A 25526-nucleotide genomic window follows, 5' to 3' on the forward strand; every position below is an offset into this window, starting at 1 on the left:
CTCCTAGAGCAGCGGCCGGTCTGCCGCGCGGGCTGGCCAGCGGGCGATCGGTTTGGAGTGGCCGCGCATCGTCGCCGTCAGCCGTGTGAAACTGTTGATCGAGGTGTAAAGCCCGAAGAAATGATTGAGGACACTGGCGAAAACAAATGCGGCAGGCCGCGCGATCAGCGCGGGGTCGAACTCCACGGTGATATCCGTTCCCGGCACCATGGCCGATCCTATCCGGGCATGGGAATTCTGCGCCTCGACATTGCTGATCGCCTCCACGAGCTGCCGGGTCTCCGGGCTGTCCCTGAAGGAATAGAGCGACAGAATGTCCTTCAGCGGTGCGCCGCCGCTGTCGGTGAGGGAGAGATGGTTGAGGAGGAGATGCGAGATCAGCCGCCATTCACGCGCGGAGCGCTCGTTGACGCGGATCGCCGCCGTCGGCGGCATCAGCGCATGGATGGATTTTATAGCCTCGTTACCGGTCGAAAGCTGCAGGAAGGGGTGGCCGCCGCCAAAGGGAAGCTGGCTTGGCAGCTCGCGATTGACGCACAGCGTATCGATGCTCGCCACCATGTCGAGCGGTCCAAGCGGTCCGCGCTTCTGATCCACGAAGGCGATGTCCGTATCGGAAGAACCGTCGTCATCGAAACGGCGCTGTATCTGCCAGAACACGTTTGCACCGTTGTTACGCTGGGTGCGGCCGAAGAACGGAGAGGTCTTTTCGGTCTGCCCGGAACGGCTGGTCAGTTGAACGTTTTCGACGGCATAGATTTCGCGGGTCCTCTGCCGCCGTGCATCCGGCAGCAGCCGGTATTCCGTGCGCGTGCCATCGAGGCTGAGCGGTTCGCAGCTTTGTTTGAACAGGTTGATGACCGGCGAGGCGTTCAGCACGAAATCCCGGACCGATACCATGCGCTCAAGCTGCGTGTCCGCCGCATCCAGATAGATGTAGAGTTCGCAATCGTCGCCGCTCCATCTGCCCAGCCCGTCGATGTCGAGAAAGAGAAATTTCTGCGGCAGCGCGAAGAATTCGGTGAGAAGCCGGTATCCGTCAAAACTGTTGGCCGGATAGGGCAACATGGCCTGATCGCGCGTATAACCCGATGGCGTGAGATTGCCGGCGGGCAGGAAAACGGCTTCCTTGTCCTCGGCGTGCCGCGCAAGCGCCATGCCCACGCAATGATTGGTCAAAAGCTCGTAAAGCGCCGTGGCCTGCTGCCAGGCGGCGGACAGAAAAATCTGAAGCTTCGTCAGGCCCATTTCCGGGAAAGTGCCGCCGCGCGGCGCCGTGCTGCGCAGCGAGAGCCGCAGGCAGCTGGCGGCGCCGGTAAACGAGGCCGAAAAAGGTGCGTCGATCGGCTGGCCGGACAACGTTGCAGCTGCGATTTGCAGCGGCGCGATCTCCACCGCCTGCGTGGTGCGAAAACGGCAGCTTTCACCACCCACCGGCTCGGCAAGGATTTCACTGTGCCGGGGAAGCGTCTGCACGGTTGCGAGCGCCGTGCTTGGGGTGAACTGAACCACGCTCATGGACGGGATCGGCGCAAGATAATGCGGGTAGAGCGTTTCCAAGAGGCTGTCCGACAGTTCGGGAAACTCGTCGTCCAGCTTCTGGCGCACACGGGCGGCGGAATAGGCGAAGCTCTGGATCAACCGCTCGACATGCGGATCGTCGGCGACATCGCCCGTCATGCGCAGCCTGCCGGCGATCTTCGGAAACGCCGCCGCAAAACGCGATGCACGTTTTCGGAGCGCGAAAAGCTCGTCATTGTATTTTTCGAGAAAGCCGTCAGCCATTCGTCGCCTCCACCAGGAAACGCTGTGTGGACGGATCGATCCGGGATTCGAAGCTGATCGGCGGCATGCCTTCCTGAAGGCGGAAGCTTGCCTGTATGCGCATGCGAAGCGCCCGGTCGCCATCCGTGCGGTTTTTCAGGATCGTCACATGCACATCGCCAAGGCGGGTTTCGAACAGGGAAATCCGACGTTCGATGCTGCGTGCAAGCCGCGCCTTGGAGGCATCCGTCACCAGATTGGCCGAAAGAATACCGTCCACACCATAGCTCACGAGCGCATCGGTAAGCTCTTTCAGCGCCGCCGGCGGGCCGGCGGGGTTACGGCGGGTATTGAGCAATGCCTCGAGATCGCGGCGGATCACCTCGCGCATCTCACGCGCCTGATCCTTCAGGCTGACGAGCATATCCGTTTCCGCATCCGGCGCGTCATCGAGCAGCCGGTCCAGAACGGAGCGCGACAGCGTTCTCTGCCGCGCGCGATATTGCTCGAGCGGATCAACCACGGGCGATCTGCCTTTCATCGTCGGAGGCGGCGGAAAGGGAACCGATCTCGTGGAATGGCACCACATCGTCGCCAATCAGCAGGCAGCGCTGGCCCTGCCCGGTTGCCAGAGGCTGGTCTTCCTCGCTCCATCGGGTTTCCCGGCCGAGAAGGAGGCCGACATCGTCCTTGGCACCGTGATAGATCGCCGGAAGCAGCACGGATGCGACCGCGCCGTCGCGTAACGTCAGCTCAGCCCCGCGGAAAGCGAGGTCGCGCGGGCGGCTCATGGGGTCGATGGCGAGGCTTTCTATGCGACCGTAATCGATCCAGAGGTAGCGGCCGCCATTGGTCAGCACCTCCAGCGCATGCGGAATCCGGTCGTCCAGATCGCGAATATCGCCGGCGCTCTTGCCGTTGCGGCCGATTGGTACATTGCCGCGTTTTTCATCGAGTTCAACCAGTGCGGTTCTGGCGGCATCCGCATCGCCGCTGCGTGCAGCGATATTCGCCCGGATGGCCAGCTGATCGAGTTCGGACGGACCTCCGGGGAAATCCGGCACCGCGCCGGTTTCGAACCACGCATTGCGCGCGGCCATGGCGCGCAGCTGGTGGCGAAAGAGAGAAAAGCCGACGCTTTCCTGCGGCGAGAATGTTGCGGCCAGATTGCATTGCGCATCGGCCTTCTCATAGTCGCCGGCAAGGACCAGCAGGTCGATGTAGAAATGGCGGCCATCCTTGTCGGTAGGCTTCGTTTTGACGTGTTCGCGCGCAAGCCCGACCGCGTCCTGCAGCCGGTCATCGTCGAGAAGGCGGGAAATATCGTCGCGCAGCGTCATGCGGGTATCCTTTGCGGCTCGGCCTGAGACCGGGATGCGGCGGCGGGCGGCATCATGGTTTCGGCAATGAGGTGGAAGCTCGTGGAGACGTCATCGAGCTGGAAATGCGGCTGAAGGCGCACGGTGCAGGAGAATGTTCCGGGCTTGCCGGGAACCTCGAAGACGTTGATCCCGGCGGAGCGCAGCGGGTAGCGCGTGCGCAGCGCCGCTTCCGCATCGTCATTGCCGAGCGTGTAGGAGGAAAGCCAGCCTTCCAGCTTGCGCTCTATCGTCGAGGCGTCGCTCAGCTGGCCGATATCGTCGCGCATGATGACCTTGAGGTAATGCGAGAACCGGGAGGCGCACAGCACATATTGCAGCATGGCCGCGAGGCGGGCGTTCTGTCTTGCCGCTTCGCTGGAATAATGGCCGGGTGCATGCAGGGACTGGTTGGCGTTGAAGATCGCCATGCCGGAGAGATAGGTGGTGGAGACGGGCACGATGCCGAGATCGGAAAATTGCTGTTCCTGTCCGGTCGTCAGCTGCACCTCGACGGGCGGCTGCGCGGAAAGGCCGTTGCTCTCGATGCCGAGATCGAGCGGCGGCAATTGCCGGGAAGAGAGCATGCCGCCATCCACGGCATCCTGCGTCACGCCGCGCAAATCCGCAAACCAGCCGGAATCGACGAAATTGCGCACCACCACCGTTGCAAAGGCAAAGGCGGCATTGCCCCACAGCAGGGTCTCACCGCTTTCCGCCACATGCTCGCGGAATGGAAATCCGTCATCGCGTCCGCGCGCATAGGGCCTGTAGGGAGAGCGCAGCAAAACGCGCGGCGCAACAAGGCCGACAAAGCGGGAATCGTCGCGTGCGCGCAGCGCATTCCACCGCAGCCGCGATTTATCCTGCTTCAGCGAAGAAAAGTCGTGAACCCGGCTGAGTTCGGCGAAATCCTGCAGGCCGACGGCGGAAGGTGCAGCCGCCGCGACGAAGGGGCAGAAGGCGGCCGCAGCCACCATGCCGATCTGCGACAGCGTGGTGATGGAATCGGCGCCCTGAAGATCGTCAGGGGAAAAGGCGTAGTCGCCGATCAACAGGCCGACCGGCTCGCCGCCCGGCATGCCGAATTCGCGATTATAGACGACTTCGAAAAGATGGCTCTGGTCGAAGTCGGTGGCGCGTTCCGTGTTGCGGGCAAGATCGCGCCAGCTGGCATTCAGCAGCTTCACCTTGACGTCGGCGCCGCGGCCAGCCTCGCGAACGACCATGGCAAGCCCGCGCCATCTCGCTTCCATCGCCTGAAAATCAGGGTGATGGAGAATGGCGTTCACCTGGCCGGTCAGCGCATCGTCGATGAGGGCGATGAGCTGGTCGGCGAAAATGCGGGCGTCCGGAAAGGACTGATGCGCCATGAGCGGGCTCCGGGTGAAGAACGGGGCCGGGGTGGCGGACCACCCCGGTCCGGGTTCAGTTCTTGGACGGAATGCGGGCGACCATGCGCAGCGAGGTCGTCAGTTCTTCCATCTGCAACCAGGGCCGCATCCATGCGACCGCATTGTAGGCGCCGGGTTTGCCCGGCACTTCCTGCACGGTCACCTTGGCGTCGCGCAGCGGATATTTCGCCCGGCTTTCTTCGCCCGCTTCGTCATTGGCGTTGACGTAGTTGGCGATCCAGCGGTTGAGCCAGACTTCGCAATCCGACGCTTCCATGAAGGAGCCGATCTTGTCACGGCCCATCACTTTGAGATAATGCGCGAAGCGCGACGTGGCCATGATGTAGGGCAGGCGGGCCGAAACGGCGGCGTTGGCCGTGGCTTCCGGCTTGTCGTAAAGCTTCGGCTTGTGCGCCGTCTGGGCACCGAAGAACACCGCATAATCCGTGTTCTTGTAGTGGCAGAGCGGCAGGAAGCCGAGCTTGCCGAGTTCGGCGTCGCGGCGGTCGGTAATGCCCACTTCGGTCGGGCATTTGAGATCGAGATCGCCGTCATCGCTGGAGAAGACGTGCATGGGCAGATTTTCCACCCGGCCGCCATTTTCCGCACCGCGGATAGCGGTGCACCAGCCGCTCTTTGCAAAAGCGTCGGTCAGCTTCGTTCCCATGACATAGGCGGCGTTCATCCAGCAATATTCGTCATGCTGCAGGTCGCCATTCACCGCACCCCTGGTTTCGTCATAGGCGAAATCGTCGATCGGGTTGGTTTTCGGGCCATAGGGCATGCGCGCCAGAACACGCGGCAGAGCGAGGGTCACGAAACGGGAATCGTCGCTTTCGCGGAAGCTGCGCCACTTGGCATATTCCACCGTATCGAAAATCTTCTCCAGATCGCGCGGACGGGCGAGATCGCGATAATCCTCGAAGCCGAACATCTGCGGGCTTGCCGCCGAGATGAACGGTGCGAAAGCCGCCGCCGCAATCGACGAAACGCCCTGCAGCAGCTGCACGTCATCGAAGGAATTGTCGAATTCGTAGTCGCCGATGATCGCGCCAAGCGGCTCGCCGCCGGGTGTGCCGAATTCGTCTTCGTAGATCGCCTTGAAGAGGCGGGACTGGTCGAATTCCACGGCCTTTTCCAGATCGCGCGCCAGTTCCCGCTTACCGGCGTTCATGACGCGGATTTTGAGGTTGACGCTCGTCTCGGAATTCTTGACGAGATAGTTGAGCCCGCGCCAGGTGCCTTCGAGCTTCGCGAATTCCGGCGCCTGCATGATGGCGGCGAGCTGTTCGGAAATCGTCCGATCCAGTTCGGCAATCGCATGGTTGAGGGTGACGGTGAGGTTGCGGTCGTATTTGACCGTTCCCTTCAGCGCCTGGTCTGTCAGCGTGCGCAGAAGATTTTGCGCGCGGTCCGGTTCGGTCTGGCGGGTTGCGGCAACCACCTTGGACAGCAGTCCCTGATCTTCGGCGGTCGTTGCCTGTGCTTCGTTTTTCAGCAGGCTTTCAGCGCTCATGTTTCAGTCCTTCCACATGCGGCTTCGAAAAAAATGCCGCTTGAACAGTTGAAGCCCCGCAATCGGGGCCGTTCGGGGAGGTTCTCCTCCGCACAGGCGATTATTTGCTCGCGCCGTTCTTTTCCTTGAGTTCGGAAACCAGCGTTGCGAGATCGGTCTTGTTCTGCAGAATATCTTCCAGCATCCGCTCCAGATCTTCCGAACGGTCGGCCTTGGAAAGCAGGTCGCGCAGTTCGTTGCGGGCGTCCAGAAGCGCCTTCAGGGCGGGAACCTGCTGCACGACGGCGCCGGGTTCGAAATCGTCCATGCTTTCGAACTTCAGGTTGACCTGCATGTCCGTGCCGTCTTTCTGCAGCGTGTTGGCAACGGCAATGTTGAGGCCAGGCGTCATGCGGCGCATCACCTCATCGAAATTGTCGCGGTCGATCTGAACGAACTTGCGCTCGCCGAACGGCTTCAGCGGCTGGGTCGGATTGCCCGAGAAATCGCCGAGAACGCCGACGACGAAGGGCAGTTCCTTGACCACCATCGCGCCTTCGGTTTCGACTTCGTATTTGATGTGGACGCGGGGCTTGCGAACCCGTTCCAGCTTTTCGTGTACACTTGCCATTTCAACCTCCTTGATGCCCCTTGGCATGGCTGACTGTTACGGGACGGCGTCTCCGTCCCTTGCCTCGTTATTTTCCGTTGTTGTCTCCGCCGGGCTTGATCCCGGCGGCCGTCAGAACTGCATTGCGGGCCTGTGCTTCGGGCAGAAGCTCCGCCAGCAGTTCGGAAAAATCCATGCGTCCCCTGCGAACCAGCGTTTCGATGGAAAGAGAGATCGGCGAATGCGGTTCGGTTCGGCGAAAGTAACGCGCAACCGAAAGAAGAGTTTCAAACGCTTCGTCGCGCGATGATATGCCTTCCGGTGACGTCGCGGCTGTCCGTACCGCCGGTTGCCCGTTGTCGTTCGTTCCAGGAACCGCGGCTGCCGCCTGCTCGACCGGTGCCGGTTCCTGCTCGCGCCCGCCCAGCGTGCGGATGGCCGCAGCAGCTTCGATGAGCGTGTTGCGGATGTTGGAGCTGGGTGGCGCGGACTGGCCGCAGCGTTCGGAAAGAACCGCCATGATGGCGTCGAAGCTGGAGAGGCAGGCGTTCACCTCGGCCAGATGGGAAGACATGGCGGCAACGCCTGCTTCGGATGCCAGCCGATACAGTTCTTCGCGCCGTTTGCTCTCGTTCGGTCGCTGCGCGAGCTGGAAATCCCAGAGGCTGTGCTCTCCAAATTTCCCTCCGGGGATTAGCGGCGCAAGCCGGAGCGGCTGCACAAGCGTTCCCTCGGTGCCGATGCCGTTCAATCCCGCAAAAGGTGCAAATTTTTCCTCATCATTATCATCGCTGATGGAGCGCAATGAGTCCCAGTGGTTGTAAAAAAGATCGCCACAAAGCTCATAGATTTCTCGCAGTCCAGGAAAGCCGCGCAGCCGCAGGCTTGCTTCGGCAAGCCACGCCAATATTTCTATGTCCTTGCTTTCGGAATATATAATCTGCAATCCAAGATTGCTGACACTGTCCCAGCTACTGGAGATCTTTAAGTTATCCTGTGGGGACGCGGCGCGCTCTTCTGTGCGTGCCTGGTTTCTTTCATCCTTAATTCTATAGTATATTTCACGCGTTCTTGAATCGATGCGGATGTTTTCTCCGCAATCTCCAAAAAATTCTATATCTCTTTTAACATGCGGCGCGTTCAAGAGCAGTCTATCCCCCAGAAAATAGTAATGGATTTTTTGTAGTTACTTCCCTTACGTAAGGCTATTCCTCAGACAGACTTATTCAAAATGTGTCTAAATTGTGGCGTCTACTGCCTAATCTAACCCGATAAAAAATAAACTTCGGGGTGGACAACCCGGTTTCATCATCATAGTTATTCCACGTCACGTTGTGGAATGAACCCGGGCAGGAGGCTCATTGCATGTCGCATATCGATCTCAATCGCCTCGTTGAAGCGCTTGAGCCTGACCTGCGCGTCACCCTTGAAGCTGCGGCTTCCGTTGCGGTGCGTATGGGGCACAGGTACGTGGATATCCCGCATTGGCTGCTGGCGGTTGTAGATGCCGGCATCTATGCGAAAACATTCGAGGAATTAAAAATTCCACTTCCGGTATTGCAGGCGGAAATCGGCCGCAGCCTGGAAGAGGCCGTTATCGGCGATGGAGAGGCATTGTCGCTCTCCCAGAACGTCCTGACGGCGGGCCGCGAGGCATGGGTTCTCGCGTCGCTGGAGGCCGGGCGCGACCGCGTGACGCTTTGCGACCTGCTTCTGGCGATGGACGAGGAAACCTCGCTCCGCTCTTTCGTCCGCTCTGCATTTCCGTCGCTGAAGGCGATGGATCGCGCGGCTCTCGAACGCCTTCGCAGTTCGGTTGAAGACAGCAGCGGAAGAGAGGTTCCTTCCGCGACGGCGGGTGCCGCGCCGGCCGCCGGCCAGAACGATTTTCTGCGCCTTTACACCCAGGACATGACCGCCGACGCCCGGAACGGCAAGGTTGATCCGGTGATCGGGCGCGATGATGAATTGCGCCAACTCGTTGATATTCTTACGCGCCGTCGTCAGAACAATCCCATTCTGGTGGGCGAGGCCGGTGTCGGCAAAACGGCGGTCGCGGAAGCGCTGGCGCTGGAAATCGCGTCTGGAAATGTGCCGGAAAAATTGCGCAACGTCCGCCTGCTGAACCTCGATATTTCGCTGCTGCAGGCCGGCGCCGGCGTGAAGGGTGAGTTCGAGCGCCGTCTTCATGGCGTGATCGATGCGGTAAAACGCTCGGCCGAGCCGGTCATCCTGTTCATCGACGAGGCGCATGGCCTTGTCGGCGCAGGCGGTGCGGCCGGACAGGGCGATGCGGCCAATATTCTCAAGCCCGCTCTCGCGCGCGGCGAAGTGCGCACCGTCGCGGCCACGACCTGGAGCGAATACAAGAAATATTTCGAAAAGGATGCGGCGCTGACGCGTCGTTTCCAGCCCGTGCATGTGCGCGAGCCGGATGAGACGACCGCGATCCGTATGTTGCGCGGTGTCGCCGACAGCTTCGTCAGCCATCATAACGTTGTCGTTCGTGACGAGGCGATTGTGGCGGCGGTGCAATTATCGGCGCGTTACATGCCGGCGCGGCAATTGCCGGACAAGGCCGTCAGCCTTCTCGATACGGCCGCGGCCGCCGTTTCGCTGGCGCGGCAGACCCTGCCGGAACGGCTGCGCGCCATGGAAAGCGAGCGGCGTCTTCTGACGGATGAATTGAACTGGCTTCTGCGTGAACCGCAGGATGACGAGATGCAGGGCCGTATCCAGTCGATACGCGACGAAGTCGAGAAGCTCGAGAGCGGGATCGACGATCTGCGCGGCCGTTACGATGCGGAAATGGCTGAACTCGGCGAAGAGCAGCCCGTTGAAACCGGCGCGTCGAATGTGTCGCGCCTGCGGCCTGCGGCTGAGACCAAACCGGCAAATGCCGAAAGACTTGTGCCGACGGTGGTCGATCGTGAAGCGATTGCATCCGTCGTATCGCGCTGGACCGGAATTCCGCTCGGTAAGCTTCTGGCCGACCAGATCGAAAGCGCGCGCACATTGGATGCGCGCATGCGCCAGCGGGTCGTGGGGCAGGATGCTGCAATTACCCGCATCGCCGATGCCATGCGCACCGCCCGTGCCGGATTGTCCGATCCGCGCCGCCCGCCCGCCGTGTTCTTCCTCGTCGGCATGTCCGGAACGGGAAAGACCGAGACGGCGCTGTCGCTCGCCGATCTGCTCTATGGCGGCAACAGCCATCTGACGACGATCAACATGTCGGAGTTCAAGGAGGAGCACAAGGTTTCGCTGCTTCTCGGTTCGCCGCCCGGTTATGTCGGTTTCGGCGAAGGCGGCGTGTTGACGGAAGCGGTGCGCCGCCGGCCGTTCGGCGTTCTCCTTCTCGATGAGATCGACAAGGCCCATCCCGGCGTCCAGGATATTTTCTATCAGGTGTTCGACAAGGGCGTGCTTCGCGATGGCGAAGGCCGCGACGTCGATTTCAAGAACACCACGATCTTCATGACGGCCAATACCGGTTCGGAACTGCTGGCCGCGCTCTCCGCCGATCCGGATACGATGCCGGAAGGCGAGGCGCTGGAAGCGCTGCTGATGCCGGAGCTGACCAGACAGTTCAAGCCCGCATTCCTCGGGCGCACGATCATCCTGCCCTTCATGCCGCTCGGTGCGGAAGAACTTGCAAGGATCGTGGATATGCAGATCGGCAAGATCAGGCAACGCGTGCTCGCAACATACGGCGCCGACCTGACCCTTTCCGATGCCGCGCGCGACGCGTTGGTGGCGCGCGCCGGTGCAAGTGAAATTGGCGCACGCGCCATCGAAATCATGATCGGCAAGGATCTCCTGCCGCCTCTTTCCAGCTTTTTCCTCGAAAAAGTCATCGCGGGAGAACGCGTGGGCAAGATCGTTGTCGATTTTGGTGAAAACAGGTTCGGCATTCGTGCCGAAGCGGCTGGGGAAACAGATGAATTCGCCGCGCCCGAAGAGGGTGGGGTGGATGAAGTTGCCGCGTCGGATGGGGCTACCCGACGCATGCGGCATTAAACGAAGGGTAACGCGGCCTCGAAGCAAGAGGTCATTTCAGCTACAGGAGCTTACAGCATGCCAATTTATCTGCAGATTGACGGTATCCAGGGCGACGCCACGCATGAGGAACACCGCAAGTGGATGGACATCGAAGCCATTCACTGGAACGTAGCGCGCAACATGAACACGTCTGCCGGTTCTGCTGCAAACCGCGAAGCATCCGAACCGACCATTTCGGAAGTCATTCTGACCAAGGTTAGCGATTCTTCTTCCACCAAGCTTTTCCAGGAAGCCTGCGCTGGCCGCACTGGCAAGCTCGCAACCATCCATCTGGTGACCACGGGCAATCCGGGCAATACCTATATCGAGTATCTGCTGACGAACACACTCATCGCCAGCTACTCGGTGGATTCCAGCGGTGACCGGCCGGTGGAAACCATCAAGCTCAACTTCACCAAGATGGAAGTGAAGTACACGCCGTTCGACGACAACAACTCGCCGCAGTCTCCGATGATCGCCTCTTACGATCTGGCGACGACGAAGGCCGCTTGATAGCGACGCGACCCGGTGCCGGCATTTGCCGGCACCGGAACGTTTTCATTGCAGTTTTGCAGCTCACGTCGTGATGTTTCTCATCCACGTTGGACGAGGCGGGTTTTTCATGCGCTCCCTATATGCGTTTTTTGTTTCCGTGCCGGTTGTTCTGGCCCTGTCCGGTCTTTCACCGGCGGGTGCCGAGGAACGGACATGGATATTCTCCGGTGCTGAACTCAAGCAGGCTATCGAGGGCAAACTTGCCCCGGAAGTGTCTGATCCGGAAATGCGGCGGCTGGTTTCCGTCGCAAAATCGAGCGCCTATATCGCCGGTGTGGCCGATCTGACAAGCGGATCGGACTGGTGCGGTGCGGGTGCCGTGGCGCCCCATGAACTCACCGACCGGATTTACACCTATCTCGGCGATCTTCCTGCGGAAAAACTGGATGAACAGGCAGCCACTCTCGTGCGGGAGGCGCTCAAGGTCTCCTTTCCCTGTGAGCAGAAAAGTAACTAGTGGGACGAACCATGCGTGTTAACTTTGACACTCTCTATAAGAATTATCCGAGCAGCGACCCGTCGCATCCGAACTATCTCAGCCAGCGTGATCTGTTCACGGAAATCGGCTGGGACGATTTCATAGGCAATCCGAACTACCACAATACCTGCGCCATTCGCGTCAGCATCGCTTTCGTGAAGTCGGGCATCAACATCGTGCCCGCCTCGCACCGCATCCAGAAGGGCCCCTATGCCGGAAAGGGCATAGAGGTGAACATGCGCCGCCTTGCCAGCCTGATGAAGCGGACGAGCTATCTTGGCGAACCCGAGCCTTTCACCCCGGCGACGGCGCGCAACGGCATCGGCGCGCGCAACGGTGTCGTGGCGTTCAACAATATCCCCGGCTACACCGGCGGCGGTCATATCGATCTTGTGCGCGGCGGCTCGGAAGCCACCCAATGCGCTTCGGCCTGCTACTACAATTCGGAAACGATCTGGTTCTGGCCCCTGCAGTCCAGCCGCGGGTCCTGATTAGGAGTATCCCATGAACGACCAGCCGTCTTTTTCCGATTTCGTTCAGGCGAGCCGCGTTCTGAAGGTGTCTTCGCCACTTGGCGAAGACCAGCTTCTGCCAGAGCGCCTGTCCGTCGAGGAGGGCGTATCGCAGCTCTTCGACATTCGCCTGACGGTGCGGGCCAAGAAGGAAGCGGTCAAGCCCGAAGAACTGATCGGACGGCTGGTCGATATCTCCATCGAGATAAGCCAGGGCGACGGCGATGGCGGCGGTGTTCGCCGCCCCTTCAACGGCCTGGTGACGGAACTGCACGAAGGCCCGCCGATCACCCGCGGCATGCGCTCCTATGCGCTGACCATCCGCCCGCAAATGTGGCTACTGTCGCGCCGGTCGGATTGCCGTATCTGGATGGACAAGACGGCGGTGGAGGTCGTCGAGACGCTGTTTTCCGAACACGGCATTCCGGCTCCCGATACATCGGGCATCATCTCGCCGCCGCCCGCACAGCACTACAGCGTACAATGGAACGAGACCGATCTCGATTATCTCACCCGCCGTTTCGAAGAGGACGGCCTGTTTTACTGGTTTAGCCACGAGGATGGTTCCCACAAGCTGCATGTGGCCGATAGCGCCAGCGGCTGGCTTGGGCCATCGCCGGCCGCCCAGGGGGAGGGGACGGTGCGTCTGGCGCAGGGGTCGTCGGATCGCAACCACATCAACGACTGGGCGCGGCGTTTTTCCTATGTCTCGGGCCAGCGTGCCGGTGCCGACTGGAATTTCGAGACGCCGGGCATGGTGCCGGGCACGATGACGCCGTCGCTGGTGCAGATGCCGGATGCGACGAAACGCGAGCTTTACGAATATCCGGCCCGCATCAAGACGGTGGAAGAGGCCGAGCGCGCGCAGAAACTGCGCACCCAGTCCATCGAAGCCGATCACGACCGGGTTTTCGGTTCGTCGACTTCGCGCATTCTGGAAGCCGGCCGCCGCTTTACGCCTTACGAGGTTGCCCATCCCGAACACGCCTATGAAGAGCATGTGATCATCCGGGCAAGCCACAGCATCGTCGACCTCTCCTATGAGACCAATGGCAACGAGCCGGAATATCGCAATCACTTTGAGGCAATTCCGGCCCGTGTGCCGCTGACGCCGCACCGGTCAACAAAACGCCCGCGCATCGAAGGCACGCAGGTGGCGATCGTCGCCGGCCCTGAAGGCGAAGAAATCCATCCTGACCAATATGGCCGCATCAAGCTGTGGTTCCCGTGGGACCGCAAAGCGAAGAAGGATGGCACGGATACGTGCTGGGTGCGGGTCAGCCAGGCATGGGGCGGCGGCACATGGGGTGCGCAGGTTATCCCACGTATTGGCATGGAGGTGATGGTCGCCTTTGTCGATGGCGACCCGGATAAGCCGCTGGTCATCGGCGTGGTCAACAATCCGGCCAATTCCGTGCCTTACGACCTGCCGGCCAACAAGACACGCATGGTGCTGCGTTCCAACAGCCACAAGGGCGACGGTTTCAACGAAATCACTTTCGAGGATGAGGCCGGCAAGGAGAACCAGTTCTTCCACGCCCAGAAGGACCAGACGACGCGGGTATTGAATGACCGGACCAAGCGCATCGACCGGCATGAGGTCGCCTCGGTCGGCGGCAACCGCGCGGTGGAGGTTTCCGGTAACCAGAAACACGAGATCGGCGGCTCGGTGAACACCGTCGTCGGCGGCACGGGACCGATGGCGATGATGGCGATGGCGGGCGTGCAGGCGCTCTCCGGACAGACGGCGGGGCTGCTTTCGCAGGCCGCCCAGATCGCCGGCGGCGGTGGCCCGGGTGTCGCGGCCTTCGCCACAACGCTTGCCTCATCAGCACTCGGCTTCCTTGGCGCAGGCGGTCTTTCCTCGCGTGAGGGTGTCGTCTCCGGCCCGAGCCCGCGTGCGGATGCGGGCACGGCGCTTGCAGGATCGGGCACGGGTGTCGGGTCTGATGCTTCTGGTCTCTTCCCACTACCCGGCATCATGAACACGATCGTCAGCACGTTCAAATCCGATAGCGTCGGTGTGGCGCGGGCTGAACAGATCGGGGTCAGCAAGGTTACGAATGTCGGCCAGACGTCGCTGGAGAGCGTCGGAAAGACAAAGAAGACAACCGTTGGAGAGCGTTACGAAATAAACGTTGGCAAAGCCATCTTTACGCAAACTGAAAATCACACGGTGATCGTTAGCGACAAGATAGTGCTTGCGGCGCCCGGTGGCGTCATCGAGATCAACAAAAACGGGGTGTTTATCAAGGCGTCCAAGTTCGAGGTCAAAGCAAATGCTGTGAACTTCAAGCGGGGCAGTGCCGGCAAAAGCACGAACAAACCTTTTGCTGAAGACTGCTCGAAGAAGTAGGGGTTGGCGTGGAACTCAATAGCGAGAAGAGGCAGGAAGTTCTTTCCAAACTTCGGGAGGAGCAGGGGAGTGGGGGAACTACTCGCCTTTATGCCGTTGTCGATGCGTCCCGGGCGCCCATGATTATTCCACCAGCACTTCAAGCCATGACGGACAAGGTCGCATGTCTTTACAGAGGCAATGCGCTTGAGGAGTTTGGGGACGATACGGCTTGGGTCGCAGAAATGACATCTGACGAAAGCGTATTGCAGTGGCTTATCGACAATGGCTTTGGCAAACGCTGGTCAATTTTTCTGCGAACGTCGCATGCATTGGAGGATGTTGTTCGGCATTTGAGGAAATTTACGATGGTCAAAGATAGTGAGGGGACTATTCACTTCTTTCGTTATTACGACCCACGAACGCTGCGCCAATATCTGCCAGTCCTAACATCGGAGCAGGCCGCTGTTTTTTTCAACGGAATTGAGTGTTTTTATTGTGAAAACGACCTGAAGGCGGGAGAATTCCTCAAGTTCCGCTTTGGAAATGGCATTGTACATCGTGAGATCGTTTTGCCTTCCGGAGGCGCAGGTCAGGCAAAGGCAGTTGAGAGGGCATTATCATGATCATTGAATTCGATCCGCGTCAGATGAATGCGATGCTGCACGATGACGACGATTTTACGAATTATTTCACCAGAGAAGTGATGCCAAAGCATCTACCCAGTTTCGCTGATATGGCGGGGTCGCCCCAGGCTACCGAAATGACACGCTGGGGCAGACGCTATGCGGAGCATTTCGGCTTTTCCGACCCAGTTTATCAAATTCACTTTGTCGTTTTGATGTGGCGGATCGGCCCGGATTTCTTTCTCTTCGAACCGTATAAATCCATCCTGGGTGACCGAAGCCAAACCGAGGAACAACGTATCGAGCGCTGTAACCTTGAGCCAACCATGAGCCAGGAGGGAAATGCGATTGCGCGGAGCGACAATGCCTTCTGGTTCCCGCAATATATGAAGAACAACATTCTCGGCGTCCCTTATGACGACATCGAGGAGGAGTTCGAGCGTGAGCGTGCTGCCAAGGCGAGAGACATTCAATGAGCCAGCATCTTGATGATCTCGTCAATGTCCCGGATACACGCGAGCTTGAACTGGCCCGCCGCGATCTGGACATGCTGAACCAGCGCTATACCGAAATCGCGAAAGAAGCGGGTTGGCTGGCTGCTTCGTCCGTTCCCGTGGTGGGCGGTGTCGTGGATGTTGCGAGCGCCATTGGAAACGCTTGGACCGGCAACTGGGCAGATGCCGGGCTTGATCTGGTCGGTCTTATTCCTGTCTGGGGTGATGGGGCCAAGGCCGCTGCCAAAGGCACCAAGATTGCGCGGTATGCCGAAAAACTGATGAGTCAGGTTGCTGCCGCCCAGCGCAAGGTCAAGGCGCTCGAAGACCATGTACGAAAGTCGGCGGCGGCATCGAAATATTGGGCTTCCAAGCGCGGCGAAGCCTACCGGAAGCTTCAGGAAGATTTGAGAAAATGCAATACGAAGGCATGCCGTCAGAAAAAGATCGACGAATATAAGGATGGTGGCAAATACAAGAACATTCCCCGGGAGAAGGGGACGTGGGCCGGAGAACCGGGAAACAGCAAGTGGTCTCCTGAACCGGGATCGAATGCCGATAAAGCCCTGAAAGAATACGGTCAGGATGGGATTTCTTACAAAAACGGGAAACCCGATTTTTCACCATTCGTGAAAAAAGGTCCGGATGGGCAGCCGATTCAGACCCGCATATCTGATATGAAGGGCGACTTGGCTAGGGGGCCGGATGGCGACGTGGGTCAAGCCGTTGGTCCGCTCAAAGAAAGGTATGGCAGCTGGAGCAAGGCTGCCGATGAAAATGGCTTTACGTGGCATCACAATGAAGACACATCAACGATGCAGCTGGTCGACTCGCGGATACATAATACCGGCCAGGGCGGCGGTGCCCACAGCGGCGGCGCTTCTGCAGTCAACGATCCTTCCTATTAGAACGGAGTTGTTTCAATGGTTCTCTTAAAAGATGCGGTTCAATTCCTGGAGGAGAACAACGATTTTCAACGCGTTCCGGATACGATGTGGACTGACCGCGATTTCAGTCGCTTTACGGAACTTACCGGGCTGATCGTTCCGAAACAGCTAGAAGAGGTTCTGAGGCAATACGGTCACTGTGGAACCGAATACAACGATTCATTTCTGGTCGAATACGATGACGGCAGTCGGTCGGTACATGATGTGCAGGTGCTTGTTTCGAATTTCGATACCATCGTTTCGTGGCATGACACCTTTATTGCGAATTCCAGTTGGGGAAAACAGTTCACGCTCCCAATGATATTCTTTGGATCGGCGGATTCGGGACATGCCTATTTGTTGATGGATGGCAAAAATCCTGAAAATGGGGCTGTTTACTTCTGGGAAAGGGCGACAGACCCATTTGGTAAAGGAAACAACGCAAAAGGGATCGTCAAGCTGGCGGACAGTCTGCCGGAATTCCTGATCAATCTCTCCGCACCAGAAAACCTTTGATGTGTAACGAATATGCTTGGTCTACACGAAAAATGGCGAGCAACCTTTATTGAATCCTGGCCGGACGAAGTGTGCGAGCTAGGGTTACCCTTTGAGCAGTTGCTTATTTCGGAGCAGGATCGTGTCGCCATAGGGAGCAGGACCGCGGCTTTCCGGGACCTGTTCAGTGTAGATGAACTCCCTCAACTGTCAGATGAATTCCGCGTAGCCATTGACGCAAAAACCGCGGTTTTCAAAGAGGGCGCCCATTTTCGCTTCGGTGGATGCAGTTTCAAACAGCCCGGACAATACCAAAAGGGGCCGATCTTCAACAGCGCCCAACTCATGTCGCATATATTGCGGGATAACCCCCGTGTGGCGGGACTTCTTGCCAGTTCACTTCAAGATAAATTTGACGTCTGCATGTTCATACGGCCTTGGAAAGACATACCGAAATGGTCTGAGTTCAGGCTCTTCATGAAAAACCGGGAATTCCTCGGCGCTTCGCAGTATTTTCATACGGCTTTTTTTCCTGAGATAGAGGCAAATGCCAAATCCATCGCGGCAGCTCTGGTGGATTTTGCGGACCGTTTCAGGGAGGTCGCTCATATTGATGATGCTATCGTCGATATTTACCTGAAACCCGGCGATGTCGCCGGATTTGAAGCTGTGCTTCTGGATATTAACCCGCTCATCGTGCGGTCCGACCCGTGCCTTTTTCAATGGAGGAACGGGGGGGATTTTGACAGGGGGCTACGCTTCCGGGGCGGGAATAATCGAGTGCTCGCCATAGCACCGTTGCCTTTTGCACGTGCGGCTTGATTTAGTTGAGAAGGAGGAGCCAATGACCGCCAGCCCAGTCTCCCTTAAAGGCCACATGCATGTCTGCCCCAAGGTCGATCCCGGCCCAAGACCGCATGTTGGTGGTCCCGTCATCTCCACCCAACAGAGTTTTGTTACGGTTGAAGGAACGCCGGTCGCAACTGTCGGTGATACCTGTTTGTGCACGGGAGTTCCGACGACCGATACAATTACTGCCGGCTCGTCCTTTGCCGTTATTGATGGAAAGAAGATAGTGCGGCAGGGGGATGCATGCGCGCATGGTGGAAGATTGGTGCAGGGAACTTCCTGGATTACGTTCGAGTAATCTGAAATACGGTGCCGTGACGACAATCTGCCTTATGCAATTGTTTGACTAGCGGAGCCTGTTTCTGCGTTTGCCAGCGGAAATTCTGCCTCTAGTCGCCTGCTCCGAAAGAAACGCACCGACATCCTCTTCCCGAAGCGGTGGCGCATAGATATAGCCCTGCACCAGCGTGGCGCCGAGGCCTTCGAGTGCGGTGAGCTCGGCTGGTGTTTCCACCCCTTCCACCACGCATTCCAGTTCCATGTCGCGGCTGAGGGTGAGAAGGGATTTTACGATTTTGTAGCTGGCCGGTTTTTCGTGCAGGTCCGTGACGAAGCTGCGGTCGATCTTGATCTTGGTCAGCGGCAATGCATGCAGTCGCGTCAGGCTGGAATAGCCGGTGCCGAAATCGTCCAGCGATATGCCGCAGCCGAGACGGCGCAGCATTTCGACCGATTGCCTGACCTGTTCGAAATCATGGGCAAAAGCCGTCTCGGTAATTTCAAGGTCCAGCCGTCGTGCATCGAAGCTGCTGTTTTCGATGATGCCGAGCAGGGAAAGCACGCCCTCATGGGAATTGAGGTCCTGGGCCGAAAGGTTGAACGACAGGCGCAGTGACGCTTCCCACTCGGCGGCGGAGGCGAGAGCCATCTTGAGAAGCGGCCGCGTCAGCGAACCGACGATGCCGGCCCGTTCCGCGATGGGGAAGAACTGGCAAGGCGGCACATGTCCAAGGACGGGGCTGTGCCAGCGCGCCAGCGCTTCAAAACCTGCCGTCCTTCCGTCGCGTATATCGACAATCGGCTGGAATACGACCGAAAGCTCGTTTTCCATATCCCGCTGCTTGAGCAGGTGCTCGACGCGGGCTTCGATATTGATCTGCTTTTCGTGATCCGCATCGAACAGAACGGCATCGCCACGCAGGGTTTTCTTGGCGTGGTAAAGGGCATAATCCGCCCTGTCGAAAAGCTGTTCAAGCGTGGAGGCGAGGTTCGGAAACACGGCAATTCCCATGGAAGCGGAAACATGCACGGTGCCTTCCGGCATATGGTAAGGCGCCCTCAACTGCTCGGAGATCGCATTGGCATTTGCGACGAGTTGCGCGTCATCCGGTATGATCGGGGCGACGATGGCGAATTCGTCACCGCCCAGCCGAAAGGCCCTGCTGGCTTTCAGATTGGCGGTGAGGCGTTTGCTGACATTGACAAGCAGCCTGTCTCCCACGGAGTGTCCGTAAAGATCGTTGACGGGCTTGAACCCGTCCAGATCGATGACACCCAGCGCCAGCCGGGTTCCGTTTGCCCTGGCTTTTTCGAGTTCGGCTTCGAGGTGGGCGAAAAAGGCGCGGCGGTTGGGCAGTTCGGTCAGGCTGTCGATATTGGCAAGCAGCAGGTTTTCGTTGCTGAGCGCTTCCGTGCGCTGTTGTGAAATGACCATGCGCTCGAAATTGCGGTAGTTGGTCAGCAGAATGGACATCATGCCGGTGCAGACCAGCAGCACGTTGATGGCGATGGCAACAAAGGTCGGTTGCCGCGACGCCAGAAAGAAGGCGATGAAGGCGCCATTGACGATGAGCGTCACCATGAAGGCGGCCGAGCGCACATACATCAGACAGAAAATGCAGGAAATGACGGTAATCGCCATATAGAAGGCGACGTGGGATTGCGTATAGGCATCCCCATAGGGCACCAGCAGGAAAGACCAGAGCGTGAATGCCATGGCGATGCCGGCAGCGAGGCGATTCGTGCGCCGAAGGGCTGCATGCGCCACCCGCGGTTCGGGATCCATGCCGCGCGTCCTCCACCAGAAGGCGACCCTGAGCGTGCAGCCGAGTGTGAAGAGGGCGGGAACTCCAACGGTGAGCCAAAGCGGCGCCAATCGCATATGCGTCACGGCAAGCGCCCATGTGCTTGAAAGCAGGATGAAATACATCATCGGCATCTGTCGGGTGAAAGCGCGGTACTGTGCTTTCAGCAGATCAGGATTGTCGGACCGGACGGACATGAAGTCCTGCAGTTTTTGTGTGGCGGTCAGTATTTTCATTCATGGCTCTTCAAATACAGAGCGGCATTCGTAACATAATTCCCGTTACATCATTGGAAATACACAGGGTTAACCGATAGACAACTACATCAACCGCAAGATGCAGGCGCTTCGCTTCGCAACATTCCAATGTTTTCAGTATTAAATGTTTCCTGCGGGGATATTCCTGATCGGGGAGGAAGCCCTTTGCTTCATGCCACGTGTTGCGGCGAATCCATTGAATTGGCATGATCGGCCTGCCCGCTTCCAATATTCATCAGCTCCGTTTCAACGCCCCTTGAAAAGTTTGAACACGCGTGCAATATGAACGCGTGTTCAAATTTTGAGAAATGGTTCTTGCGCATGGATTCGATCCACTATCCCGATACATTGGCGGCGCGTGCAGAATTGTGCCGCAGCGTTATTCTTTCCGCCGGGGAGCTGGTGCTGAAAGGTTTTCAGGGCGAGGCGACGCGCAGCTTTTCGATGAAGGGGCCGCAGGATTTTCTGACGGTAACGGATGCTGCCTCCGAAGCGCATATTCGCGGCGCGATCATGGCCGCTTTCCCGGAAGACAGTTTTTTCGGCGAAGAGGGCGGCGGTGAGATCGGTGAGCGCGTCTGGGTCGTGGATCCCATCGATGGCACCGCCAATTTTGCCCGTGGCATTCCGCATTTCTGCATCTCCATCGCCTATGTCGAAAACGGCCAGACCGAAATCGGGGCGATCTATAGTCCCGCCCTTGGCGAGCTTTATTTCGCCCGTCGCGGCGAGGGAGCGACGCGCAACGGGCAACCGATCCGGACTGCGGAAACGGAGCGCTTCGATGCCGCTTCGATCGAGATGGGGTGGTCCACCCGTATCGCGAATGCGACCTATCTCGATGTCGTCAGGAACCTGCTCGATATGGGCGCCAATGTCCGCCGCGCCGGCTCCGGCGCGCTGGCGCTTGCCTATGTGGCTGATGGCCGTTCCGATGGCTATCTCGAATTGCACATGAATTCATGGGATTGTCTTGCGGGGCTGCTACTCGTCAGCGAAGCTGGCGGCGATGTGTGCCCTTTTCTGGAGATCGGCAGTCTCAGGGATGGCGGGCCGGTGCTGGCCGCAGCAGCCGGTGTTGCCAAAGGCGTCAGCCAGGCATCGAATATAGCGCTCGCCGCGCGGCAGCTGTCGGATCGTCCGCGGGCGGTATCGGCGTGATTTATGGCGGAGGCCCTTTTGCAGAGGGGGCCTCGTGCTTCGTGCATGTGGAGGAATGAAATGGATGGACCCGTTTATGCCCGGCCCGCAATCAGCCTGATTGCGGAAGGGCTTGGCCCGCACAATGCCGCGCTTTACATTGGCGGCAGCGATGGTGCGAGCGATCTCGGGCTCCTGCGCCGGCATGGCATCACCACCGTCGTCAATTGCGCCGTCAATCTGGATATCAATCTCGTGCAGGCGGTGGCGGAAGAGGGCGACAGGCGCGCCGTGGGTTATGGCGATATCCGTTATTACAAGCTCGGTCTTATCGATGGCGAGGGCAGCCCCGACACCATGATGCTGGGCGCCTATTACATTCTCGACGGCGCGCTTCGCCAGACCATGCCGAAGCGGGAAACCTATCCCTTTGCCGATGGCGGCAATGTGCTCGTCAATTGCCGCAGCGGCCGCAGCCGTTCCGTCTCACTGGTGGCGCTTTTCCTGCACAAGCAGCAGCCGGATCTCTATCCGACCCTCGACGATGCGCTGGCCGTGATCCGCACGAAGCGGGAATTGCGGCCTGACGAATGGTTCGAGACGCCGAAACCGATGCTTTACGCCGCCGCCCGCCGTGCTTCCGACTGGATCGACATGGTCGAGGGCAGAAAGACCGCTCAACCATGCTGACACGCACGCTTCCTTCCGTTGCCGTCATCGCCGACGCGCATTTCCATGACACGGCAGTCGATTTCGGATTTCCCGGCATCGAAATCGATGGCCAGCGCATCACCATGCGCAGTTGGTCGGATACGCGTGAATCCACCCGGGTTTTCAACGAAAGCGCCGATGCATTGCATGCGGCGCTGGAAGAGGTGCGGCAGCGCGGCATTCGCCATGTGGTGCTGCTTGGCGACTATACCGATGATGGCCAGCGGGTGACGACTGAAACGCTGAAGAACATCCTGCAACGCCACAGCGACGTCCACGGCACGGCCTTCTACGCATTGCCCGGAAACCACGATATTTTCGGACCGCGCGGCCGGCACCATACCAAGGAGTTTCTGACGGAGAACGGCAAATGCCTTTCCGTTTCAAGCGATGCCCGGCGGGCCGGTGAGCGCGTTGTCGTGAGCGACGGGATGTATTGCGAAGGTTATCCTGCGGGCCTTGGCCCGATGGCGGCTTTCGGTTATTTCCGCCAGCCGGATTATCTGCATTGGGAAACACCCTTCGGTGTTTCCGATGCGCCGGAGGACCGGCTGTACGCGGTGCGCTCACCCGATGGGCGCAATGTTTACCGCCTGATGGATGCCTCCTATCTGGTCGAGCCGGAGCCGGGCCTGTGGCTGCTGATGATCGACGCCAATATTTTCGAGCCGCTCGATGGTGAGTTCGAAGCGGGCGAGGAGGCGGCTTTTATCGACAGCACCTCGGGTGGCTGGAATGCGCTTTTGCGCTGCAAGCCCTTCCTCATCGACTGGATCGCTGATGTGCGCCGCAGGGCGGAGCTGCACGGCAAGACATTGCTCGGCTTTTCCCACTATCCGGCGCTCGATCCTTTCGATGGCGCAAGCGGTGCGGAAGGCGCCCTGTTCGGTGAAACCAATGTCGTGCGCCGCACGCCTCGCAAGGCGGTGGAGGATGCGCTGTTGCAGGCCGGGCTTGCCGTCCATTTCAGCGGGCATCTGCACGTGGAAGGCGTGACCCGGCGCAGGGAGGGCGAAAATTCGCTCACCAATATCGCCGTGCCGTCGCTCGTCGCCTTTCCGCCCGCCTTCAAGGTCGTCCACCCGTCGCGGCAGGCAATCCTTGTCGAGACGGTGGAGATGGCCGCTCTGCCGGTCAATGGCCGCATTTGCGATGGTTATGCACAGGAAACCGCACTGACGGGCGAGGCAAACGACGTAGCTTTTGCCGCCGGCAATTACGGTGAATTTCTGCTGGGCCACAAGCGGGCGCTGATCAGGTATCGTTATTTCCCCAAGGAATGGCCGGCCGAGGTCGTCACGGCAATCGCCGATAAAAGCGTTCGGGAGGTTCTCGACCTGCTTGGAGGGGAAGGCCGATCTTCGTCTGATGCAGCCGTCCTGTCCTTGGACCTGCCGATATTCGAGCTGATTGCCGACTGGTATTGCCTGCGCCAGGGCGCAGGCCTGGCACTGCCGCACATCGCTCCGCAACGGCTTTCCCTTTACCGAACGCTGGCGGAGCGCTTCGGTCGCGAGCCGGATCATCACGACGGTTCGGTCGAAAGCTTTCTCGAAATCTTCTTCGGAGCCCTCGGCCTGTTTCTCGAGCGTGCCGAAGGCAGCCCGCGCGATCTGGAGCTTGGGCTTGTACCGCAACATGAACGGGTTGCGGTTTGATCTGAGGTGTTTGCAACAAGCGCGGCCGCCATGCTGGGGTTGAACCCAGACCGGCGGCGAGGATGACAAGCGGGGTGATCCGATGGAATCTGTCGTGGTCAGCATCAATCTGTTCGGCGCAGTGGCGCTGCTGCTTTTCGGCCTTGGGCAAATCAAGGACGGAATGTCGCGCGCCTTCGGCGCCCGGCTTCGCACCGGCCTTGCGGCCGGCACGCGGGGCGGGTTTCGTTCTTTCATCGCCGGTCTCGTGGCGACAATCGCCCTGCAGAGTTCGACCGCCACGGCGTTGATGGTCGCCTCCTTCGTCGAAAAGGACCTCATCGCGCCGGCCATGGCGCAGATCGTGTTGCTCGGGGCCAATGTCGGTACGGCGATGACCGCCTGGATTGTGGCGCTTGGGCTTGGCTGGCTGTCGCCAATGCTCATCCTTGCCGGTGTTGTCCTGTCACGCGGAAAATCGGTGCAACGGCAGGGGGCCGGTGCGGCGCTCGCCGGTGTCGGCCTGATGCTGCTTTCGCTGCATCTTCTTTCGGCTGCGACAGATCCCATAAGGCAATCGCCGGCGCTCGGTCTCTTCATCGGCATGCTCGGCAATGCCTGGCCGGTGGCGCTGATCTTCTCCGCCGTATTGGCCGCGCTCGCCTCCTCCAGTCTGGCGATTGTCGTTCTCATTCTGTCGCTTGCCGCAAGCGGCGGGGTTGAAACGAGCCTCGTGATCGTTCTGGTGCTCGGCGCCAATCTCGGCGGCGCGGTGCCGCCGGTGCTGGCGACGCTGAAAGCGCCGGTTACAGCGCGCCGGGTGGCCGTCGGCAACCTCATCGTCAGAGCAATCGGCTGTCTCGCGGCGCTGCCTCTTGCCGGATATGGCGCTGCGCTGCTGGAGATGTCGCCTTTCTCGCACGCCAATCTTGCGGTCGATGCACATCTTTTCTTCAACCTGGCCGTCGCCGCCATCGCCTGGCCGCTCTCGCCGCTGTTGCTGCGGGTAACGACGGCGCTGTTTCCGGAAAAAGAGAAAAGCGAAAGTCATCGCAGCTATCTCGACAGCCACGATCTCGATCAGCCGGTTGCCGCCCTTGCCGGTGCGAGCCGCGAGGTCCTTCTCGTCGGCGATCTGATCGAGCGCATGCTGCGGCAGGCGGGCGAAGCCATGCGTGACAGCGACGTTGCGAAACTCAATGATATCAGCGCGCTGGAAGGCCGGGTCGACCGGATACAGCACGACATTAAGGTCTATGTCTCGAAGGTGGGGCAGGACGGCTTGAGCGGGAAAGACCAGAGGCGTGCGATGGATATCGTCGAATACGCCATCAATCTCGAACATATCGGCGATATCATCGAGAAAGGCATCCGCCCGGAAATCGCCAAGAAGATCGATCTCGGACTGCGGTTTTCCGATGATGGCAAGAGCGAACTTGAGCGTCTTTTTACCGTCACGCTCGACAATATCCGCATGGCGCAATCCGTCTTCGCAACCCGCAATGCCGCGCTTGCACGCCGGCTGGTGGAGGTGAAGGAAGATGTGCGGCGCCTCGAAAAGCAGTCGTCGGAGCGCCATCTCCAGCGCCTGCGCGACGGGCGGGCTGACAGCATTCAGACCAGCTCGGTGCATCTCGACATGTTGCGCGATCTGAAACGCATCAACGCCCATATTGCCGCCGTCGCCCATCCGATCCTCGATGAAAGCGGCCTTCTTATCGAAAGCCGCATCAAGCAGGTCGGTTAGGGGATATGGTAAAGCTGC

At 59.3% G+C, this 25526-nt stretch carries 23 protein-coding genes; 15 read left to right on the plus strand and 8 right to left on the minus strand.

The window, feature by feature from the left end:
- Nucleotides 1–3 precede the first annotated feature (3 nt).
- The 7 genes from tssF to tssA form a co-directional block, all read right to left on the minus strand.
- Nucleotides 4–1785, minus strand: a complete 1782-nt coding sequence (gene tssF / locus FGF54_RS22745) for a type VI secretion system baseplate subunit TssF (protein WP_142781233.1) — start codon at nt 1783–1785, stop codon at nt 4–6.
- Nucleotides 1778–2287, minus strand: coding sequence for a type VI secretion system baseplate subunit TssE (tssE, locus tag FGF54_RS22750; protein ID WP_059761081.1), 510 nt, complete (start codon nt 2285–2287; stop codon nt 1778–1780). The genes tssF and tssE overlap by 8 nt, the downstream gene beginning before the upstream one ends.
- A complete protein-coding gene (locus tag FGF54_RS22755) occupies nt 2280–3104 on the minus strand; it encodes a type VI secretion system accessory protein TagJ (protein WP_142781234.1) in 825 nt (274 codons plus the stop codon). Before FGF54_RS22755 ends, tssE begins: the two co-directional genes overlap by 8 nt.
- Complete coding sequence (gene tssC, locus FGF54_RS22760; RefSeq protein WP_142781235.1) at nt 3101–4495, minus strand: type VI secretion system contractile sheath large subunit; 1395 nt, start codon at nt 4493–4495, stop codon at nt 3101–3103. Before tssC (FGF54_RS22760) ends, FGF54_RS22755 begins: the two co-directional genes overlap by 4 nt.
- Nucleotides 4496–4550: 55 nt before the next feature.
- A complete protein-coding gene (gene tssC / locus FGF54_RS22765) occupies nt 4551–6032 on the minus strand; it encodes a type VI secretion system contractile sheath large subunit (protein WP_059761077.1) in 1482 nt (493 codons plus the stop codon).
- A gap of 100 nt (nt 6033–6132) precedes the next feature.
- A complete protein-coding gene (gene tssB / locus FGF54_RS22770; protein WP_035263819.1) occupies nt 6133–6642 on the minus strand; it encodes a type VI secretion system contractile sheath small subunit in 510 nt (169 codons plus the stop codon).
- Between the two features lie 67 nt (nt 6643–6709).
- Nucleotides 6710–7765, minus strand: coding sequence for a type VI secretion system protein TssA (gene tssA / locus FGF54_RS22775; RefSeq protein ID WP_125146544.1), 1056 nt, complete (start codon nt 7763–7765; stop codon nt 6710–6712).
- 221 nt (nt 7766–7986) lie between these two features.
- Between tssA and tssH the strand changes: the two genes are divergently transcribed.
- From tssH to FGF54_RS22830, 11 genes are all read left to right on the plus strand, one after another.
- Nucleotides 7987–10641 carry a type VI secretion system ATPase TssH gene (gene tssH / locus FGF54_RS22780; RefSeq protein ID WP_142781236.1) on the plus strand — a complete coding sequence of 885 codons (2655 nt, stop codon included), beginning with the start codon at nt 7987–7989 and terminating at the stop codon, nt 10639–10641.
- Nucleotides 10642–10698: 57 nt separating this feature from the next.
- Nucleotides 10699–11175 carry an Hcp family type VI secretion system effector gene (locus FGF54_RS22785; RefSeq protein WP_003504561.1) on the plus strand — a complete coding sequence of 159 codons (477 nt, stop codon included), beginning with the start codon at nt 10699–10701 and terminating at the stop codon, nt 11173–11175.
- A gap of 109 nt (nt 11176–11284) precedes the next feature.
- Nucleotides 11285–11674, plus strand: a complete 390-nt coding sequence (locus FGF54_RS22790; RefSeq protein WP_059761069.1) for a Rap1a/Tai family immunity protein — start codon at nt 11285–11287, stop codon at nt 11672–11674.
- 11 nt (nt 11675–11685) lie between these two features.
- Nucleotides 11686–12186 (plus strand): type VI secretion system amidase effector protein Tae4, encoded by a 501-nt coding sequence (locus FGF54_RS22795; protein WP_059761067.1) that lies wholly within the window; start codon nt 11686–11688, stop codon nt 12184–12186.
- 13 nt (nt 12187–12199) lie between these two features.
- Nucleotides 12200–14563 (plus strand): type VI secretion system tip protein TssI/VgrG, encoded by a 2364-nt coding sequence (gene tssI / locus FGF54_RS22800; protein WP_142781237.1) that lies wholly within the window; start codon nt 12200–12202, stop codon nt 14561–14563.
- A gap of 8 nt (nt 14564–14571) precedes the next feature.
- Nucleotides 14572–15168, plus strand: a complete 597-nt coding sequence (locus FGF54_RS22805) for a DUF4123 domain-containing protein (RefSeq protein ID WP_142781238.1) — start codon at nt 14572–14574, stop codon at nt 15166–15168.
- Entirely contained in the window at nt 15165–15644 is a 480-nt protein-coding gene (locus tag FGF54_RS22810; RefSeq protein WP_080853672.1) for a hypothetical protein, read from the plus strand. Before FGF54_RS22805 ends, FGF54_RS22810 begins: the two co-directional genes overlap by 4 nt.
- Nucleotides 15641–16570, plus strand: a complete 930-nt coding sequence (locus FGF54_RS22815; RefSeq protein WP_142781239.1) for an HNH endonuclease — start codon at nt 15641–15643, stop codon at nt 16568–16570. The genes FGF54_RS22810 and FGF54_RS22815 overlap by 4 nt, the downstream gene beginning before the upstream one ends.
- A gap of 15 nt (nt 16571–16585) precedes the next feature.
- Nucleotides 16586–17104, plus strand: a complete 519-nt coding sequence (locus FGF54_RS22820) for an SMI1/KNR4 family protein (protein WP_142781240.1) — start codon at nt 16586–16588, stop codon at nt 17102–17104.
- A gap of 12 nt (nt 17105–17116) precedes the next feature.
- On the plus strand, nt 17117–17905 hold the full coding sequence (locus FGF54_RS22825) for a hypothetical protein (protein ID WP_142781241.1): 789 nt from the start codon (nt 17117–17119) through the stop codon (nt 17903–17905).
- A 22-nt stretch (nt 17906–17927) separates the two neighbouring features.
- Entirely contained in the window at nt 17928–18230 is a 303-nt protein-coding gene (locus FGF54_RS22830; protein WP_080853669.1) for a PAAR domain-containing protein, read from the plus strand.
- Between the two features lie 48 nt (nt 18231–18278).
- Here the strand turns inward: FGF54_RS22830 and FGF54_RS22835 are convergent, their stop codons facing one another.
- A complete protein-coding gene (locus tag FGF54_RS22835) occupies nt 18279–20252 on the minus strand; it encodes a bifunctional diguanylate cyclase/phosphodiesterase (protein ID WP_168208219.1) in 1974 nt (657 codons plus the stop codon).
- Between the two features lie 342 nt (nt 20253–20594).
- Here FGF54_RS22835 and FGF54_RS22840 point away from each other — a divergent pair, with 342 nt between their 5' ends.
- The 4 genes from FGF54_RS22840 to FGF54_RS22855 all read left to right on the plus strand — a co-directional run bounded on the left by FGF54_RS22840 (nt 20595) and on the right by FGF54_RS22855 (nt 25508).
- Complete coding sequence (locus FGF54_RS22840; protein WP_020811117.1) at nt 20595–21434, plus strand: inositol monophosphatase family protein; 840 nt, start codon at nt 20595–20597, stop codon at nt 21432–21434.
- A gap of 60 nt (nt 21435–21494) precedes the next feature.
- The gene (locus FGF54_RS22845) at nt 21495–22103 is read left to right on the plus strand and encodes a dual specificity protein phosphatase (protein WP_003522018.1); all 609 of its coding nucleotides are present in this window, start codon (nt 21495–21497) and stop codon (nt 22101–22103) included.
- Nucleotides 22097–23782, plus strand: a complete 1686-nt coding sequence (locus tag FGF54_RS22850; RefSeq protein ID WP_142781242.1) for a metallophosphoesterase — start codon at nt 22097–22099, stop codon at nt 23780–23782. Before FGF54_RS22845 ends, FGF54_RS22850 begins: the two co-directional genes overlap by 7 nt.
- Nucleotides 23783–23864: 82 nt before the next feature.
- On the plus strand, nt 23865–25508 hold the full coding sequence (locus FGF54_RS22855) for a Na/Pi cotransporter family protein (RefSeq protein ID WP_142781243.1): 1644 nt from the start codon (nt 23865–23867) through the stop codon (nt 25506–25508).
- Nucleotides 25509–25526: the final 18 nt, after the last annotated feature.

Source organism: Agrobacterium sp. T29 (genome assembly GCF_006970545.1).
In the GTDB taxonomy this organism is placed as follows: domain Bacteria; phylum Pseudomonadota; class Alphaproteobacteria; order Rhizobiales; family Rhizobiaceae; genus Agrobacterium; species Agrobacterium leguminum.